This window comes from Azotobacter vinelandii CA, from assembly GCF_000380335.1.
GTDB classification, from domain to species: domain Bacteria; phylum Pseudomonadota; class Gammaproteobacteria; order Pseudomonadales; family Pseudomonadaceae; genus Azotobacter; species Azotobacter vinelandii.
Map to the genome: position 1 here is coordinate 2925372 of NC_021149.1, position 18745 is coordinate 2944116.

Consider the following 18745-nt stretch of genomic DNA (forward strand, 5'->3'; position numbering starts at 1 on the left):
CTCCGTCCCATGCTCCTAGAATGTCGGCATATCGATTTCCCGCCGAGTTCCCCATGAAGACCTGCAGACTGTTCATCGTGTTGCTGACGCTGGCCTCGTCCTGCGCACTGGCTGCCACCGAAATCATCCAGCTGAATCACCGGATGGCCGACGAAATGCTGCCCGTGGCGCACGCGCTGATCGGCGATGAGGGGCGAATCCATGCCCATGGCAACCAGCTCATCGTCAACGCCCCGGCAGCGCAGGTGCAGGAACTGCGCGCCCTGCTCGAGCAGTTGGACATCCCGCCCAGGCGCCTGCTGATCACCGTCGACAGCAGTGCGGCACGCAGCGGCACGCAGTACGGCTACAGCGCCGGCGGCTCGGTCGACAGCGGCGGCGTGGAGATCCGGAATGGCCAGATCCAGGACGGGAACCGGCTGCGCATCCTGAGCCACGGCACCGACCGACAGGGCGACGCCCTGCAACGGATCCAGGCCACCGAAGGCTATCCGGCACTGATCCAGACCGGCCGGAGCGTACCGCTGCATGACACCCGGATCGGCCCCTACGGACAGCTGTACCGCGAGACCTACTACCGCGATATCACCCGCGGCGTCTACGTTACCGCGAGGATCTCCGGCGATATCGTGCATATCGCTCTGAGCAGCAGCAATGAGCAGTTGGACCCTTCCCTGCCCGGCGCGATCGACGTCCAGCAACTGGATACCCAGGTCAGCGGCCGTCTAGGAGAATGGATCGACCTCGGCAACAGCAGCGAAAGCCGCGGCAACGACCAGCAGGCATTGCTGCGCCGCTACTCCGCATCCACTCGCGAAGAACTGTCCACGCGCCTGCGGGTCGAGATCCTGGAATGAAGCGCTCTTCTCATACCTTCGTGTAGTGCTCGAAAAATTTCACTACAAATTCGTTGACGACGGATGCCTGCCTAGGCATGATTGCCTCGCTCCCGCTAACCAGGGGCCCTGGCAAGGGTCTCCGGAGCCAGCTCCAGCCAACCAGCCGAGCTAGGCTCTGTGCCTGTACTGCCCACAAGGTTCGACGTTTTTACCGCGTGTTGTCCGTATCGATCATCGACTACATGCAGGTTCAGGTGGGAATCGCTCAACCATTTCCAACTTTGAAGGATCGACCATGTCTGCATATCAAAACGAGATCAAGGCCCTTGCTGCCCTCAAAGAGAAGAACGGCAGCGCCTGGAGCGCCATCAACCCGGAATACGCCGCCCGCATGCGCATCCAGAACCGTTTCAAGACCGGTCTGGACGTCGCCAAGTACACTGCGGCCATCATGCGCAAGGACATGGCCGAGTACGACGCCGATTCGTCCGTCTACACACAGTCCCTGGGCTGCTGGCACGGTTTCATCGGCCAGCAGAAGCTGATCTCCATCAAGAAGCACCTGAAGACCACCGACAAGAAGTACCTGTACCTGTCCGGCTGGATGGTGGCAGCCCTGCGCTCCGACTTCGGCCCGCTGCCCGACCAGTCCATGCACGAGAAGACCGCGGTCTCCTCGCTGATCGAAGAGCTGTACACCTTCCTGCGCCAGGCCGATGCCCGCGAACTGGACCTGCTGTTCAGCGCCCTTGACGATGCCCGCAACGCCGGCGACAAAGCCAAGGAGCAGGAAATCCTGAAGCAGATCGACGGCTTCGAAACCCACGTCGTGCCGATCATCGCCGACATCGACGCCGGCTTTGGTAACGCCGAGGCCACCTACCTGCTGGCCAGGAAGATGATCGAAGCCGGTGCCTGCTGCATCCAGATCGAAAACCAGGTTTCCGACGAGAAGCAGTGCGGCCACCAGGACGGCAAGGTGACCGTTCCGCACGAGGACTTCCTCGCCAAGATCAATGCCGTTCGCTATGCCTTCCTCGAGCTGGGCGTGGACGATGGCGTGATCGTCGCCCGTACCGACTCCCTGGGTGCCGGCCTGACCAAGCAGATCGCCGTGACCCGTCAGGAAGGCGACCTGGGCGACAAGTACAACGCCTTCCTGGACTGCGAAGAGATCAGCCCGGCCGAGATGAAGAACGGCGACGTGGTACTGAACCGCAACGGCAAGCTGCTGCGTCCGAAGCGCCTGGCCAGCGGTCTGTTCCAGTTCCGCAAGGGTACCGGCGAAGACCGCTGCGTCTTGGACTGCATCACTTCCCTGCAGAATGGCGCCGACCTGCTGTGGATCGAAACCGAGAAGCCGCACATCGGCCAGATCAAGGGCATGGTCGACCGCATCCGCGAAGCCATCCCGAACGCCAAGCTGGTGTACAACAACAGCCCGTCGTTCAACTGGACCCTGAACTTCCGTCAGCAAGTGTTCGATACTTGGGCCGCCGAAGGCAAGGACGTCGCCAAGTACGACCGCGCCAAACTGATGAGCGTGGAGTACGACGAGACCGAGCTGGCCCTGGAAGCTGATGCCCGCATCCGCACCTTCCAGCGCGACGCCGCGGCCCAGGCCGGTATTTTCCACCACCTGATCACCCTGCCGACCTACCACACTGCCGCGCTGTCCACCGACAACCTGGCCAAGGGCTACTTCGCCGAGGAAGGCATGCTGGCCTACGTGAAGGGCGTTCAGCGTCAGGAAATCCGTCAGAGTATCGCTTGCGTCAAGCACCAGAACATGGCCGGCTCCGACATCGGCGACAACCACAAGGAATACTTCGCTGGCGAAGCCGCTCTGAAAGCCGGCGGCAAAGACAACACCATGAACCAGTTCCATTGATCGGAACCCGTTCGCACCCAGCGTGACCCTCGACATCCCCCGGCTTTGCCGGGGGATGTTCTCGTTTCGCCGCTCCCCTCGCTGTCACTCTCCTGTCGTACCTACCCTTTAGGTTTGTCTCCGTTCCCTCCCCCTAGACGGAGCTACCCCGTGAGGACCGATAAAGACACCGCCCTGTCCGGCGATGGCGACGAAATACCCAGCAATCACTCGAACAATCCGCATATCGACGATCTGATCCAAGGCATCGGCCGCCGCCAGGTGATCGCCGGTGGTATGGCCATGGGCATGCTGGCCTTCCTTGGCGTGACAGTACCGCGAACCGGCAACGCCGGCGAAGCCCGCGGTCTGCTCAAGCGGCCCAGTCGCCTGGCGTTCGAAGCGGTGGCCGTGACGCGCGCTGACACCATCAGCGTACCCGAGGGGTATCAGGCCAAGACCTTCATTCCCTGGGGCACGCCGATCTGTGGCAGCTATCCGGCCTATCGCGAAGACGGCAGCAACACGGCCCAGGAACAAGCCGAGCAGACCGGCATGCACCACGACGGCATGCACTACTTCCCCATCGATGCCCGGAACGGCAAAGGACATAACAGCGAACACGGTCTGCTGGTGGTCAACCACGAATACATCGATGCGCCGCTGCTGCACCCCAACGGCCCGACCCTGGTCGACGGCAAGCGCACGATCCCCGAAGAAGTGCGCAAGGAAATCAATGCCCACGGCGTTTCGGTAGTGGAGATCCGGCGCTCTCCACGCAACGGCTGGGAAGTGGTCGGCGACTCGAAGTTCGGTCGTCGCATAACCGCCGCCACGCCGATGGAAATCCGCGGTCCGGCACGCGGCCACGCCCTGCTGCGCACCCGCTACAGCCGCGACGGCAGCGCCACCCGCGGCACCCAGAACAACTGCTCCAATGGCTTCACCCCCTGGGGCACCTATCTGACCTGCGAGGAAAACTGGGCGAACTATTTCGCAACCCAGGACAGCGAACTGCCGCGCGAACTACAACGCTACGGCATCGGCAAGACCGGGCGCTTCGGCTGGAACACCCTGGAAGGGGACGAATTCCAGCGATTCGACGCCACCCGCAAGGCCGAAACGGCCAGCGGCGACTACCGCAACGAACCCAATCATTTCGGCTGGATCGTCGAGATCGATCCTTTCGATCCCCAATCCGTGCCGGTCAAGCACACGGCCCTGGGCCGCTTCGCCCATGAAGGGGTGATCTTCGCACCCACCGGCCCCGGCAAGCGGCTGGTCTGCTATTCGGGCGACGATTCGCGCAACGAATACATCTACAAGTACGTCAGCCGCGACAAGTTCCGTCCGGGCCGTCCCGATAACAGCCGCCTGCTCGACGAAGGCACCCTCTACGTCGCCCGCTTCAACGCGGACGGCACAGGCGACTGGCTGCCCCTCGACATCCAGGACGCGACTTTCCAGGCGGCCTGCGCCGCCAAGGGCATCGGCTTCGCCGACCAGGGCGAGGTTCTGATCAATACCCGCACGGCTGCCGACGCCGTGGGCGCGACCAAGATGGACCGTCCGGAATGGGGCGCCGTGCATCCGCGAAGCGGCGAAGTCTATTTCACCCTCACCAACAACACGAACCGGACCGAAGCCGACGCGGCCAACCCGCGACCCGACAACGCCTACGGGCACATCATCCGCTGGCGGGAGGAAAGCCCGGAGCACACCGGCACCCGCTTCAACTGGGACCTCTTCCTCCTGGCAGGTCCCGAGGGCGACAGCCGCGGCCCGGACAACCAGCCGCTCGGCGCCGACAACATCCTCGCCAGTCCGGACGGGCTCTGGTTCGATCCCCAGGGACTCCTGTGGATCCAGACCGACATGAGCGGCAGCCAGCACAGCGACGGCCCCTTCGGCAACAACCAGATGCTGGTGGCCAACCCGGACAGCGGCGAGCTGAAGCGCTTCCTGGTCGGACCCGTCGGCTGCGAGGTCACCGGCATCACCGCCACGCCGGATTTCCGCACGCTGTTCGTCAACATCCAGCATCCCGGCGAAGGCTCGACCCCGGACAACCTGCTCAGCACCTGGCCGGATGGTCCGGGCAAGCGGCCGCGCTCCTCGACGGTGGTCATCACCCGGGAAGGCTGGCGCCGGGTACTGTGACTCCCGACTTCACAGCCGCATGACCGGCCCGGGCCGGTCATGATCAATAGCGCCATCCAAGCTCCGCTTCGGGGTCATGGCAAACGCACCGATCGCCAGCCGTCTGGATCGGGACGGTGAAATTTGCTTTTTCGGCAGATGAGCTATCGTGAAATGAAAGACATTGGTTCCCGTGAAAAATGCCTTCTCTTCGAGGTGCATCCGGCTCTTTCAATCACCTGGCAAACCAATATCACAAGACTCCCGGCCTCCGCGCATTGTGATCGGTACAACACCGAGAAAGTGCGCGGCGAGCCCTTTTGTAGCAGAAAATTGATCCAGAACAATATTTTCGATGCTGCGCGAGCATAGAGTGACCGCCCCAAGCGGCTGCTACATTTTGACGCAGCCATCCATCCTTTAAGCCGTTCCTTGATCAAGGAGTTCCGGCATGTCTGAAGCAGTTGCCACGCTCTCCCACAACTGGGGATTCGCAGTTTTCCTGTTAGGCGTCGCCGGCCTGTGCGCCTTCATGCTCGGTGTTTCCCGCCTGCTCGGCAGCAAGGCCGTCGGACGCAGCAAGAACGAACCCTTCGAATCCGGCATCGTTCCCACCGGCGGTGCGCGCCTGCGCCTTTCGGCCAAATTCTATCTGGTCGCGATGCTCTTCGTGATCTTCGACGTCGAAGCCCTATTTCTCTTCGCATGGGCGGTATCGGTTCGCGAAAGCGGCTGGGCCGGGCTCATCGAAGCAATGATTTTCATAGCAATTCTGTTGGCGGGTCTTGTCTATCTCTGGCGGATCGGTGCCCTCGACTGGGCTCCGGAAGGCCGCCGTAATCGGCAGGCGAAGCTGAAACAATGAGGCTTTGGCAATGCAATACAAACTCACCAGGATCGACCCGGATGCTTCCTACGAGCAGTATCCGATCGGAGAGCGGGAAACCGTAACGGACCCCAGCGAGGGTCAGGTTCACCGCAACATATTCATGGGCAAGCTGGAAGACGTGCTGAGCGGTGCGGTCAACTGGGGGCGCAAGAATTCCCTGTGGCCTTACAACTTCGGCCTCTCCTGCTGCTACGTGGAAATGACCACCGCGTTCACCGCCCCCCACGACATCGCCCGCTTCGGCGCCGAAGTCATTCGCGCCTCGCCGCGGCAGGCCGATTTCATGGTCATCGCCGGGACCTGCTTCATCAAGATGGCGCCGATCATCCAGCGCCTCTACGAGCAGATGCTCGAACCGAAGTGGGTGATCTCCATGGGCTCCTGCGCCAACTCCGGCGGCATGTACGACATTTACTCAGTCGTCCAGGGTGTCGACAAGTTCCTCCCCATAGACGTCTACATTCCAGGCTGTCCCCCGCGCCCCGAAGCCTTTCTGCAAGGCCTGATGCTGCTGCAGGAGTCGATCGGTCAGGAGCGCCGGCCTCTTTCCTGGGTCGTCGGCGACCAGGGCATCTATCGAGCCGAGATGCCCTCGCAACGGGAACTGCGCCGCGAACAGCGCATCCAGGTCACCAACCTGCGCAGCCCCGACGAAGTCTGAGCCGGCTTTCCCCGCGCGCCCATCCGCGCGGCAGGCCCAGGCTCATTCTGTCCGTTGACCAAAAGCGACCGAGACCATGACTGCAGACAGCGTTCTGTCCATTCCGCCGTACAAGGCCGACGACCAAGACGTGGTCGCCGAACTCAACTCCCGTTTTGGTGCCGAAACCTTCACCGTACAAAGCACCTGCACGGACATGCCCGTGCTCTGGGTAGCACGGGAAAAACTCATCGAAGTCCTGCGCTTCCTGCGCAACCTGCCGCGCCCCTACGTCATGCTGTATGACCTGCATGGCGTCGACGAGCGGCTGCGTACCCAACGCCGCGGCCTGCCGGAGGCCGACTTCAGCGTCTTCTATCATTTGCTGTCGATCGAACGGAACAGCGACGTGATGATCAAGGTCGCCCTGAAGGAGGGCGACCTCAAGCTACCCAGCGCCACCGGCATCTGGCCGAACGCCAACTGGTACGAGCGCGAAATCTGGGACATGTACGGGATCCACATCGAAGGCCACCCGCACCTGACCCGCATCCTGATGCCGCCGACCTGGGAAGGCCATCCGCTGCGCAAGGATTATCCGGCCCGCGCCACCGAATTCGACCCTTACAGCCTGTCGGCGGCCAAGCAGGATCTGGAGCAGGAAGCCCTGCGCTTCAAGCCCGAGGAGTGGGGCATGAAGCGCGGCGGCGAGCACGAGGACTTCATGTTCCTCAACCTCGGCCCCAACCACCCGTCCGCCCACGGCGCCTTCCGTATCATTCTGCAACTGGACGGCGAGGAAATCGTCGACTGCGTGCCGGAGATCGGCTATCACCACCGCGGCGCCGAGAAGATGGCCGAGCGGCAGAGCTGGCACAGCTTCATTCCCTACACCGATCGCATCGACTACCTCGGCGGGGTGATGAACAATCTGCCCTACGTGCTGGCCGTCGAGAAGCTGGCCGGCATCAAGGTGCCGCAGCGGGTCGACGTGATCCGCGTCATGATGGCGGAGTTCTTCCGCATCCTGAACCACCTCCTCTACCTCGGTACCTATATCCAGGACGTCGGCGCCATGACGCCGGTGTTCTTCACCTTCACCGACCGCCAGCGCGCCTACAAGGTGGTCGAGGCCATCACCGGCTTCCGCCTGCATCCGGCCTGGTACCGCATCGGCGGGGTCGCCCACGACCTGCCGCGCGGCTGGGACGCCCTGGTCAAGGAGTTCGTCGAGTGGATGCCCAAGCGTCTCGACGAGTACGAGAAGGCGGCACTGCAGAACAGCATCCTGCGCGGCCGCACCATGGACGTGGCCAGGTACGACACCCGGCAGGCACTGGAATGGGGCGTCACCGGCGCCGGCCTGCGGGCCACCGGTCTCGACTTCGACCTGCGCAAGGCGCGCCCCTATTCCGGCTACGAGAACTTCGAATTCGAAGTCCCGCTGGCGCACAACGGCGACGCCTACGACCGCTGCATGGTCAAGCTGGGCGAGATGCGCCAGAGCCTGCGGATCATCGAGCAGTGCCGGAGGAACATGCCGGAAGGCCCCTACAAGGCCGACCATCCGTTGACCACGCCGCCACCGAAGGAGCGCACGCTGCAGCACATCGAGACCCTGATCACCCACTTCCTGCAGGTGTCCTGGGGTCCGGTGATGCCGGCCAACGAATCCTTCCAGATGATCGAGGCGACCAAGGGCATCAACAGCTACTACCTGACCAGCGATGGCAGCACCATGAGCTACCGCACGCGCATCCGTACCCCGAGCTACGCCCACCTGCAGCAGATCCCTTCGGTGATCCGCGGCAGCATGGTGGCCGACCTGATCGCCTACCTGGGCAGCATCGACTTCGTTATGGCCGACGTGGACCGCTGACATGAATTCAATTATTCAGACCGACCGTTTCGTCCTCAGCGAAACCGAGCGCTCGGCCATCGAGCACGAGACGCATCACTACGAGGACCCGCGCGCCGCCTCCATCGAGGCGCTGAAGATCGTCCAGAAGCAACGCGGCTGGGTGCCGGACGGCGCCATCCCGGCCATCGGCGAGATTCTCGGCATCCCGGCCAGCGACGTCGAGGGCGTGGCCACCTTCTATAGCCAGATCTTTCGTGTTCCGGTGGGACGCCACGTGATCCGCGTGTGCGACAGCATGACCTGCTTCATCGGTGGCCATGAAACCGTACTCGCCGCCCTCCGCCAGAAACTCGGCATCGTTCCCGGCCAGACCACCCGCGACGGCCGCTTCACCCTGTTGCCGGTGTGCTGCCTGGGCAACTGCGACAAGGCCCCGGCCGTGATGATCGACGACGACACCTTCGGCAACCTGACGCCCGAAGGAATAGAACAACTGCTGGAGGCCTACCCATGACTCTTACCTCCATCGGTCCCGCCAACCGCACTCCCCGCACGGCGGAAACCCATCCCCTGACCTGGCGCCTGCGCGAAGACGCCGAACCGGTCTGGCTCGACGAATACCAGCAGAAGAACGGCTATGCCGCGGCGCGCAAGGCGCTCGCCGAACTGTCGCCCGCCGACATCGTCGCCATCGTCAAGGACTCCGGCCTCAAGGGACGTGGCGGCGCCGGCTTCGCCACCGGCATCAAATGGGGCCTGATGCCCGCCGATGACTCCATCGACATCCGCTACCTGCTGTGCAACGCGGACGAAATGGAGCCGAACACCTGGAAAGACCGACTGCTCATGGAGCAGTTGCCGCACCAGTTGATCGAGGGCATGCTGATCAGCGCCCGGGCGCTGAAGGCCTATCGCGGTTACATCTTCCTGCGCGGCGAATACATCGATGCCGCCCGCAACCTCAACCGCGCCATTGCCGAAGCCAAGGCCGCCGGCCTGCTCGGCAAGAACATCCTCGGCAGCGGCTTCGACTTCGAGCTGTTCGTGCACACCGGCGCCGGCCGCTACATCTGCGGCGAAGAAACCGCGCTGATCAACTCCCTCGAAGGGCGCCGCGCCAACCCGCGCTCCAAGCCGCCCTTCCCGGCCGCCGTCGGCGTCTGGGGCAAGCCGACCTGCGTGAACAACGTCGAAACCCTGAGCAACGTGCCGGCGATCGTCGGCAACGGCGTCGACTGGTACAAATCCCTGGCCCGGCCCGGCAGCGAGGACATGGGCACCAAGCTGATGGGCTTCTCCGGCAAGGTGAAGAACCCCGGCCTCTGGGAACTGCCCTTCGGCATCACCGCTCGCGAGCTGTTCGAGGACTATGCCGGCGGCATGCGCGACGGTTACCGGCTCAAGTGCTGGCAATCGGGCGGAGCCGGCACCGGCTTCCTGCTCCCCGAGCACCTGGACGCACAGATGTATGCCGGCGGCATAGGCAAGGTCGGCACCCGCATGGGCACCGGCCTGGCTCTGGCGGTGGACGACAGTATCAACATGGTCTCGCTGCTGCGCAATCTGGAGGAGTTCTTCGCCCGCGAATCCTGCGGCTGGTGCACCCCGTGCCGCGACGGCCTGCCGTGGAGCGTCAAGCTGTTGAGCGCCCTGGAGCGCGGCGAAGGCCAGCCCGGCGACCTGGAGACCCTGGAGCAACTGGTCAGATTCCTCGGCCCGGGCAAGACCTTCTGCGCCCACGCACCGGGCGCCGTCGAGCCGCTGGGCAGCGCCCTCAAGTACTTCCGTCAGGAGTTCGAGGCCGGCGTTCGGGGAAGCCCCGTGGAAACACGCCAGAGCATCGCCGCTCCACAGATTTGAATTTGCTCGAAACGCAGGTCGGACGGAGCCGGGGCCCCTCCTGCCCCGTGGACTCTTCCGTCCCGACCCGCGTCGGTCGCTGCCACGCGCAGCGCCAGCACCGGATTCCATTAGCCACACCTGCTGCGGCGGGTATTGAAGAAAACTGAACCATGGCCACTATCCACGTAGACGGCAAGACGTTCGAAGTCGATGGCGCGGACAACCTGCTCCAGGCCTGCCTGTCCCTCGGACTCGACATTCCCTACTTCTGCTGGCACCCGGCGCTAGGCAGCGTCGGCGCCTGCCGACAATGCGCGGTCAAGCAGTACAACGACGAGAACGACAAACGCGGTCGCCTCGTCATGTCCTGCATGACCCCCGCCACCGACAACACCTGGATCTCCATCGAGGACGAGGAAGCGAAGCAGTTTCGCGAGAGCGTCGTCGAGTGGCTGATGACCAACCACCCGCACGACTGTCCGGTGTGCGAGGAAGGCGGTCACTGCCACCTGCAGGACATGACGGTGATGACCGGCCACGCCAGGCGCCGTTACCGCTTCACCAAGCGCACCCACCAGAACCAGGAGCTAGGCCCCTTCATCGCCCACGAGATGAACCGCTGCATCGCCTGCTACCGCTGCGTGCGCTACTACCAGGACTATGCCGGCGGCACCGACCTGGGCGTCTACGGCGCCCATGACAACGTCTACTTCGGCCGCGCCGAGGACGGCGTGCTGGAAAGCGAGTTCTCCGGCAACCTCACCGAGGTCTGCCCGACCGGGGTGTTCACCGACAAGACCCATTCCGAGCGCTACAACCGCAAGTGGGACATGCAGTTCGCCCCCAGCATCTGCCATGGCTGTTCGGTCGGCTGCAACATCAGCCCCGGCGAACGCTACGGCGAGCTGCGCCGCATCGAGAACCGCTACAACGGCTCGGTGAACCACTACTTCCTCTGCGACCGCGGCCGTTTCGGCTATGGCTACGTCAACCGCACGGATCGTCCGCGCCAGCCGCTGCTGGGCAACGACAAGCTCGGCATCGACACCGCCCTCGACCGGGCCGTGGCCCTGCTGAAGGACCGCCGCGTGATCGGCATCGGTTCGCCGCGCGCCAGCCTGGAGAGCAACTTCGCCCTGCACGAACTGGTCGGTCCCGGCAACTTCTACAGCGGTGTCGCGGCCGGTGAGCAGGAACTGCTGCAACTGGCGCTGCGCATCATGCAGGAAAGCCCGCTGCCGGTTCCCTCGCTGCGCGAGATCGAAAGCCACGACGCCGTGTTCGTGCTCGGCGAGGACCTGACCCAGACCGCCGCGCGCATCGCCCTGGCCCTGCGCCAGTCGGTCAAGGTCAAGTCCGAGGAAATGGCCGCCGCCCTCAAGGTCCAGCCCTGGCTGAACGCCGCCGTGCGCAACATCGCCCAGCACGAGTTGAGCCCGCTGTTCATCGCCAGCCTGTCCGCGACCCGCCTGGATGACGTGGCGGCCGAATGCGTGCATGCCGCACCCGACGATCTGGCCCGTCTCGGTTTCGCCGTGGCCCACGCCATCGACGCCGAGGCGCCGGCGGTTGAAGGCCTCGATCCCGAAGCCGCCGCCCTGGCCCAGCGCATCGCCGACGCCCTGCTGGCCGCCAAGCGTCCGCTGCTGGTCTCCGGTACCTCGCTTGGCTCCAGGGCCCTCCTGGAAGCCGCGGCGAACATCGCCAAGGCCCTGCACAAGCGGCAGAAGAACGCCGCCATCAGCCTGGTCGTGCCGGAAGCCAACAGCCTGGGCCTGACCCTGTTCGGCGGGGCCCCGCTGGACGCCGCCCTGGAACGGCTCGCCAGCGGCGAGGCCGATGCCGTGGTGATCCTGGAGAACGATCTCTATCGCCGCATCGAGCCGGCCCGGGTGAATGCCGCCCTGGCCGCCGCGAAGGCGGTGATCGTCGCCGATCACCAGCGTACCGCCACCGCGGCGCAGGCCCACCTGCTGCTGCCGGCGGCCAGCTTCGCCGAGGCCGACGGCACCCTGGTCAGTCAGGAAGGCCGCGCCCAGCGCTTCTTCCAGGTCTTCGATCCCAGCTACTACGATGCTGGCAACCTGGTGCGCGAAGGCTGGCGCTGGCTGCACGCCCTGCACAGCACCCTGCAGGGCCGCTCCGTCGACTGGACCCAGCTCGATCACGTCACCGAGGCCTGCGCCGATGCCCGTCCGCAACTGGCCGGCATCCGCGACGCCGCCCCGAACGCCGCGTTCCGCATCAAGGGCCTGAAGCTGGCCCGCGAGCCGCATCGCTACAGCGGCCGCACCGCCATGCGCGCCAACATCAGCGTGCACGAACCGCGTGTGCCGCAGGACCAGGACAGCCCCTTCGCCTTCTCCATGGAGGGCTACGCCGGCAGCAACGAGAATCGCCAGCAGATTCCCTTCGCCTGGTCGCCGGGCTGGAACTCCCCGCAGGCCTGGAACAAGTTCCAGGACGAAGTGGGCGGCCACCTGCGCGCCGGCGATCCGGGCATCCGCCTGATCGAGGCCCAGGGTGACCGTCTGGCATGGTTCAGCGAGCCGCCGCGGGCGTTCGACCCGCCCCAAGGCCACTGGCAGGTGGTGCCCATCCATCACCTGTTCGGCAGCGAGGAGACCACCGCGCGCGCCGAGCCCATCCAGGAACGCATCCCGCAGCCCTACGTGGCCCTGGCCAAGGCCGAGGCCGAACGCCTCGGGGTCAACGAAGGCGCCCTGCTCGGCCTGCGCATCGAGGGCGTGGAACTGCGCCTGCCGTTGCGTCTGGACGAAAACCTGGGTACCGGCCTGGTGGCCCTGCCCGCCGGCCTGCCGGGCATTCCCGCCGCACTCTTCGGCCGTCTGGCCAGCGATCTGCAGGAGGCTGCGCAATGAGCTGGATCACCCCCGAACTCATCGAGATCGTCGTCGCCATCCTCAAGGCCATCGTCATCCTGCTGGTGGTGGTGGTCTGCGGCGCCCTGCTCAGCTTCATCGAGCGCCGTCTGCTCGGCCTCTGGCAGGATCGCTACGGTCCCAACCGGGTCGGCCCGTTCGGCATGTTCCAGCTCGGCGCGGACATGCTGAAAATGTTCTTCAAGGAGGACTGGACGCCGCCGTTCGCCGACAGGCTGATCTTCACCCTGGCGCCGATCGTCGCGATGAGCGCCCTGCTGATGGCCTTCGCGGTGGTCCCGGTGACGCCGACCTGGGGCGTGGCCGATCTCAACATCGGCCTGCTGTTCTTCTTCGCCATGGCCGGCCTCGCGGTCTACGCGGTGCTCTTCGCCGGCTGGTCGAGCAACAACAAGTTCGCCCTGCTCGGCAGCCTGCGCGCCTCGGCCCAGACCATCTCCTACGAGGTGTTCATGGCCCTGGCGCTGATGGGCATAGTCGCCCAGACCGGCTCCTTCAACATGCGCGACATCGTCGAATACCAGGCGCAGCACACCTGGTTCATCATTCCGCAGTTCCTCGGCTTCTGCACCTTCTTCATCGCCGGCGTCGCGGTGACCCACCGCCACCCCTTCGACCAGCCGGAGGCCGAACAGGAACTGGCCGATGGCTACCATATCGAATACGCGGGCATGAAATGGGGCATGTTCTTCGTCGGCGAGTACATCGGCATCGTGCTGATTTCGGCACTGCTGGTGACCCTGTTCTTCGGTGGCTGGCACGGCCCGTTCGGCATCCTGCCGCAACTGTCCTTCATCTGGTTCGCCCTGAAGACGGCCTTCTTCATCATGCTGTTCATCCTGCTGCGCGCTTCCCTGCCGCGCCCGCGCTATGACCAGGTGATGGCTTTCAGTTGGAAGTTCTGCCTGCCCCTGACCCTGCTCAACCTGCTGGTGACCGGCGCGTTCGTGCTGGCGGCCCAGTAAGGAGAAGACACGTCATGTTCAAATACATCGGAGAAGTGCTGTACGGCACCTTCACCCAGTTGCGCAGCCTGGTGATGGTGTTCTCCCACGCCTTCCGCAAGCGCGACACCCTGCAGTATCCGGAAGAACCCGTCTACCTGCCCCCGCGCTATCGCGGCCGCATCGTTCTGACCCGCGACCCCGACGGCGAGGAGCGCTGCGTGGCCTGCAACCTCTGCGCGGTGGCCTGCCCGGTCGGCTGCATTTCCCTGCAGAAGGCCGAGAAGGAAGACGGCCGCTGGTATCCGGAATTCTTCCGCATCAACTTCTCGCGCTGCATCTTCTGCGGCCTTTGCGAGGAGGCCTGCCCGACCACGGCGATCCAACTCACCCCGGACTTCGAGATGTCCGAGTACAAGCGCCAGGAACTGGTCTACGAGAAGCAGGACCTGCTGATCTCCGGCCCCGGCAAATACCCGGACTACAACTTCTACCGCGTGGCGGGCATGGCGATCGCCGGCAAGCCGAAAGGCGCCGCGCAGAACGAAGCCGAGCCGATCAACGTGAAAGGCCTGCTGCCTTAAGGACCCAGGAAAGATGGAATTCGCGTTCTACCTCAGTGCCGGGTTCGCCGTGGCGTCCACCCTGCGGGTGATCACCCACACCAACCCCGTGCATGCCCTGCTCTATCTGATCGTTTCCCTGCTGGCGGTAGCCATGTGTTTCTTCAGCCTCGGCGCTCCCTTCGCCGGCGTGCTGGAAATCATCGTCTACGCCGGCGCCATCATGGTGCTCTTCGTCTTCGTGGTGATGATGCTCAACCTCGGCCCGGCCGTCGCCGAACAGGAACGGCAATGGCTGAAACCGGGCATCTGGGCCGGACCGACGCTGCTCTCCGTCCTGCTGCTGGTACAGCTGCTGTACGTGCTGTTCGGCACCTCGGACGGCGCCCTGGTCGGCCAGCAGACGGTGGATGCCAAAGCCGTGGGCACCGCCCTGTACGGCCCCTACCTGCTGGCCGTGGAGCTGGCGTCCATGCTGCTGCTCGCCGCGCTGGTCGCCGCCTATCACCTCGGCCGCCGCGAAGCCAAGGAGTGACCCGATGAATGCAATTCCCATGGAGCACGGCCTGGCGCTGTCCGGCGTGCTGTTCAGCCTCGGCCTGATCGGCCTGATGGTACGGCGCAACATCCTGTTCGTACTGATGAGTCTGGAAGTCATGATGAACGCGGCCGCCCTGGCCTTCGTGGTCGCCGGCAGCCGCTGGGCGCAGGCCGACGGGCAGATCATGTTCATTCTGGTGATCACCCTGGCAGCCGCCGAGGCCAGCATCGGCCTGGCGATCCTGCTGCAGTTGCATCGCCGCTTCCATACCCTCGATATCGACGCTGCCAGCGAGATGCGCGGATGAACCTACTATTCCTTACCTGTCTGTTTCCGCTGATCGGCTGGCTGCTGCTGGCCTTCTCCCGCGGACGCCTTTCCGAAAACCTGTCGGCGCTGATCGGCGTCGGCTCCGTAGGCCTCTCGGCCCTGACCGCCGCCAACGTCATCTGGCAGTTCCACAGCGCTCCGCCGGAAGGCGGCGTCTTCACCCAGACGCTGTGGCAGTGGATGAGCGTGGACGGCTTCGCGCCGAGCTTCACCCTCTACCTGGACGGCCTTTCGGTCACCATGCTCGGCGTGGTCACCGGCGTGGGCTTCCTGATCCACCTGTTCGCCAGTTGGTACATGCGCGGTGAAGAGGGCTACTCGCGCTTCTTCGCCTATACCAACCTGTTCATCGCCAGCATGCTGTTCCTGGTGCTGGGCGACAACCTGCTGTTCCTCTACTTCGGCTGGGAAGGCGTGGGGCTGTGCTCCTACCTGCTGATCGGCTTCTACTACCACGAACGCAAGAACGGCAACGCGGCGCTCAAGGCCTTCATCGTCACCCGCATCGGCGACGTGTTCATGGCCATCGGCCTGTTCATCCTGTTCTTCAATCTCGGCACCCTGAACATCCAGGAGCTGGTCGGCCTGGCTGCGCAGAAATACGCGGAAGGCGACAACTGGCTGTGGATCGCCACCCTGATGCTGCTCGGCGGCGCGGTCGGCAAGTCCGCCCAACTGCCACTGCAGACCTGGCTGGCCGACGCCATGGCCGGCCCGACCCCGGTTTCGGCGCTGATCCACGCGGCGACCATGGTGACCGCCGGCGTCTATCTGATCGCCCGGACCCATGGCCTCTACCTGCTGACCCCGGAGATCCTCGACCTGGTCGGCATCGTCGGCGGCCTGACCCTGCTGCTGGCCGGCTTCGCCGCCCTGGTGCAGACCGACATCAAGCGTGTCCTCGCCTACTCGACCATGAGCCAGATCGGCTACATGTTCCTCGCCCTGGGCGTCGGTGCCTGGGACGCGGCGATCTTCCACCTGATGACCCACGCTTTCTTCAAGGCCCTGCTGTTCCTCGCTTCCGGCTCGGTGATCCTCGCCTGCCACCACGAACAGAACATCTTCAAGATGGGCGGCCTGCGCAAGAAGCTGCCGCTGGCCTACGCCAGCTTCCTGGTCGGCGGCGCGGCGCTGGCCGCCCTGCCGCTGCTGACCGCGGGCTTCTACTCCAAGGACGAAATCCTCTGGGAAGCCTACGCCAGCGGTCGCGTCCTGCTGCTCTTCGCCGGTCTGGCCGGTGCCTTCCTGACCTCCCTGTACACCTTCCGGCTGATCTTCATCGCCTTCCATGGCGAGGCCAAGGGCGAGGTGCATGAAGGACACGGCATCGCCCACAACCTGCCGCTCGTGGTGCTGATCGTCCTGTCCACCTTCATCGGCGCCTGGATAGTGCCGCCGCTGCACGGCGTGCTGCCGGAAAGCGCCGGCCATGCCGGTGGCGGGGCCAAGCACGTGCTGGAAGTCATCTCCGCCGTCGTCGCGCTGGCCGGTATCGCCTTCGCCGCGCGCCTCTATCTGGGCGACCGGCAACTGCTCGACGGCATCGCCCGGAGCGAGCCGGCGCGCCAGTTGATCCCCCTGTGGTATGCCGCCTGGGGCTTCGACTGGCTCTACGACCGCCTGTTCGTCACTCCCTACCTGCAGCTCTGCCGCCTGCTCGGTCGCGACCCCATCGACCGTGGCATCAGCGTGATTCCGCGCCTGGCGCGCGACGGTCACGGGGTTTTGAGTCGCAGCGAGACCGGCCAGTTGCGCTGGTATGCCGGCTCCATCGTCGGCGGTGCCGTGCTGCTGCTCGGCATCGTGCTGTTGGCCTGACATTTTGCGAAAGGAATTGAGCCCGTCATGATTCTGCCCTGGCTGATCCTGATCCCCTTCATCGGCGGCCTGCTGTGCTGGCAAGGTGAGCGCTTCGGCACCACCCTGCCGCGCTGGATCGCGCTGCTGACCATGTCCCTGCTGCTGGTTCTCGGCCTCTGGCTGTGGGCCACCGGGGACTATACCCTGGCCCCCGCACCGGGAGCCGCCCCCCTCTGGACCTCCGAGTTCCGGCTGAGCTGGATCGAGCGTTTCGGTATCGAAGTACACCTGGCCCTCGATGGCCTGTCGATACTGATGGTGGTTCTCACCGGCCTGCTCGGCGTGCTTTCGGTCCTCTGCTCCTGGAAGGAAATCCAGCAGAAGGTCGGTTTCTTCCACCTCAACCTGATGTGGATTCTCGGTGGCGTGGTCGGCGTCTTCCTGGCCGTCGACCTGTTCCTGTTCTTCTTCTTCTGGGAAATGATGCTGGTGCCGATGTACTTCCTCATCGCGCTCTGGGGTCATAGCGGCAGTACGGGCAGCACCCGGATCACCGCCGCCACCAAGTTCTTCATCTTCACCCAGGCCAGCGGCCTGGTCATGCTGGTGGCCATCCTCGGCCTGGTGTTCGTCCACTACAGCCAGACCGGCGTACTCACCTTCAACTACGCCGATCTGCTGAAGACCCAGTTGGAGCCGGGCACCGAGTTCCTGCTGATGCTCGGCTTCTTCATCTCCTTCGCGGTGAAGTTCCCGGTGATCCCGGTCCACTCCTGGCTGCCCGACGCCCATGCCCAGGCGCCGACCGCCGGTTCCGTGGACCTCGCCGGCATCCTGCTGAAGACCGCCGCCTACGGCCTGCTGCGCTTCGCCCTGCCGCTGTTCCCCAACGCCTCGGCCGAATTCGCGCCGATCGCCATGGGCCTCGGCGTGTTCGCCATCGTCTACGGCGCCCTGGTGTCCTTCGCGCAGACCGACATCAAGCGCCTGGTGGCCTATTCCAGCGTGTCGCACATGGGCTTCATCCTGATCGCCATCTACTCCGGCAGCCAGATCGCCCTGCAGGGCGCCGTGGTGCAGATGATCGCCCACGGCCTCTCCGCCGCCGCGCTGTTCATCCTCTGCGGCCAGCTCTACGAACGCCTGCACACCCGCGACATGCGCGAGATGGGCGGCATCTGGGGACGCATGCCCTGGCTGCCGGCGGTCAGCCTGTTCTTCGCCGCCGCCGCGCTCGGCCTGCCGGGCACCGGCAACTTCGTCGGCGAATTCCTGGTCCTGATCGGCACCTTCCCGCAGGCGCCGTGGATCACCGTGCTGGCCTCCACCGGCTTGGTGCTCGGCTCGGTCTACTCGCTGATCATGATCCACCGCGCCTACTTCGGCCCGGCCAGGGCGGAAGGCGCCCTGCTCGGTCTGAACACCCGCGAACTGAGCATGGTGCTCGGCCTGGCAGGATTGCTGATCCTCCTCGGCGTCTACCCGCAGCCGGTTCTCGACACTTCCGCCGCCAGCATGCAAGGCGTGCAGCAGTGGCTGAGCACCGCCCTCACCCAACTCGTTTCGGCCCGGTAAGTAGAG

Annotated in this window: 16 protein-coding genes; 15 read left to right on the top strand and 1 reads right to left on the bottom strand. The window is 64.6% G+C overall.

The annotated features are described in order from the left end of the window. Positions 1 to 53: 53 nt before the first annotated feature. The 3 genes from AVCA_RS12940 (at position 54) to AVCA_RS12950 (ending at position 4869) form a co-directional block, all read left to right on the top strand. The gene (locus AVCA_RS12940; protein ID WP_373860941.1) at positions 54 to 857 is read left to right on the top strand and encodes a secretin N-terminal domain-containing protein; all 804 of its coding nucleotides are present in this window, start codon (positions 54 to 56) and stop codon (positions 855 to 857) included. Between the two features lie 277 nt (positions 858 to 1134). Beyond that, the gene (locus tag AVCA_RS12945; protein WP_012701401.1) at positions 1135 to 2730 is read left to right on the top strand and encodes an isocitrate lyase; all 1596 of its coding nucleotides are present in this window, start codon (positions 1135 to 1137) and stop codon (positions 2728 to 2730) included. A gap of 150 nt (positions 2731 to 2880) precedes the next feature. Next, complete coding sequence (locus AVCA_RS12950) at positions 2881 to 4869, top strand: PhoX family protein (protein ID WP_012701402.1); 1989 nt, start codon at positions 2881 to 2883, stop codon at positions 4867 to 4869. A gap of 9 nt (positions 4870 to 4878) precedes the next feature. Here AVCA_RS12950 and AVCA_RS26055 read toward each other — a convergent pair whose 3' ends face one another. After that, on the bottom strand, positions 4879 to 5070 hold the full coding sequence (locus AVCA_RS26055; protein ID WP_072432532.1) for a hypothetical protein: 192 nt from the start codon (positions 5068 to 5070) through the stop codon (positions 4879 to 4881). Between the two features lie 229 nt (positions 5071 to 5299). On the opposite strand from AVCA_RS26055, the gene AVCA_RS12955 reads away from it, so the two are divergent. From AVCA_RS12955 to nuoM, 12 genes are all read left to right on the top strand, one after another. Continuing rightward, positions 5300 to 5713 (top strand): NADH-quinone oxidoreductase subunit A, encoded by a 414-nt coding sequence (locus tag AVCA_RS12955; RefSeq protein ID WP_012701403.1) that lies wholly within the window; start codon positions 5300 to 5302, stop codon positions 5711 to 5713. 10 nt (positions 5714 to 5723) lie between these two features. Continuing rightward, complete coding sequence (locus AVCA_RS12960) at positions 5724 to 6398, top strand: NuoB/complex I 20 kDa subunit family protein (RefSeq protein WP_012701404.1); 675 nt, start codon at positions 5724 to 5726, stop codon at positions 6396 to 6398. Between the two features lie 76 nt (positions 6399 to 6474). After that, positions 6475 to 8256 (top strand): NADH-quinone oxidoreductase subunit C/D, encoded by a 1782-nt coding sequence (gene nuoC / locus AVCA_RS12965; RefSeq protein WP_012701405.1) that lies wholly within the window; start codon positions 6475 to 6477, stop codon positions 8254 to 8256. Between the two features lies 1 nt (position 8257). Continuing rightward, a complete protein-coding gene (gene nuoE, locus AVCA_RS12970) occupies positions 8258 to 8752 on the top strand; it encodes an NADH-quinone oxidoreductase subunit NuoE (protein ID WP_012701406.1) in 495 nt (164 codons plus the stop codon). Beyond that, entirely contained in the window at positions 8749 to 10098 is a 1350-nt protein-coding gene (nuoF, locus tag AVCA_RS12975) for an NADH-quinone oxidoreductase subunit NuoF (RefSeq protein WP_012701407.1), read from the top strand. Before nuoE ends, nuoF begins: the two co-directional genes overlap by 4 nt. Positions 10099 to 10250: 152 nt before the next feature. Then, a complete protein-coding gene (gene nuoG / locus AVCA_RS12980; protein ID WP_012701408.1) occupies positions 10251 to 12962 on the top strand; it encodes an NADH-quinone oxidoreductase subunit NuoG in 2712 nt (903 codons plus the stop codon). Next, positions 12959 to 13948 carry an NADH-quinone oxidoreductase subunit NuoH gene (gene nuoH, locus AVCA_RS12985; protein WP_012701409.1) on the top strand — a complete coding sequence of 330 codons (990 nt, stop codon included), beginning with the start codon at positions 12959 to 12961 and terminating at the stop codon, positions 13946 to 13948. Before nuoG ends, nuoH begins: the two co-directional genes overlap by 4 nt. Positions 13949 to 13962: 14 nt before the next feature. Beyond that, positions 13963 to 14511 carry an NADH-quinone oxidoreductase subunit NuoI gene (nuoI, locus tag AVCA_RS12990; RefSeq protein ID WP_012701410.1) on the top strand — a complete coding sequence of 183 codons (549 nt, stop codon included), beginning with the start codon at positions 13963 to 13965 and terminating at the stop codon, positions 14509 to 14511. 13 nt (positions 14512 to 14524) lie between these two features. Further along, positions 14525 to 15025 carry an NADH-quinone oxidoreductase subunit J gene (gene nuoJ, locus AVCA_RS12995; RefSeq protein ID WP_012701411.1) on the top strand — a complete coding sequence of 167 codons (501 nt, stop codon included), beginning with the start codon at positions 14525 to 14527 and terminating at the stop codon, positions 15023 to 15025. 4 nt (positions 15026 to 15029) lie between these two features. After that, on the top strand, positions 15030 to 15338 hold the full coding sequence (gene nuoK / locus AVCA_RS13000) for an NADH-quinone oxidoreductase subunit NuoK (protein WP_012701412.1): 309 nt from the start codon (positions 15030 to 15032) through the stop codon (positions 15336 to 15338). Continuing rightward, complete coding sequence (gene nuoL, locus AVCA_RS13005) at positions 15335 to 17182, top strand: NADH-quinone oxidoreductase subunit L (RefSeq protein ID WP_012701413.1); 1848 nt, start codon at positions 15335 to 15337, stop codon at positions 17180 to 17182. Before nuoK ends, nuoL begins: the two co-directional genes overlap by 4 nt. Positions 17183 to 17209: 27 nt before the next feature. Then, positions 17210 to 18739: an NADH-quinone oxidoreductase subunit M gene (nuoM, locus tag AVCA_RS13010; protein WP_012701414.1), complete on the top strand. Its 1530-nt coding sequence runs from the start codon at positions 17210 to 17212 to the stop codon at positions 18737 to 18739. The last annotated feature ends 6 nt before the right edge of the window (positions 18740 to 18745 follow it).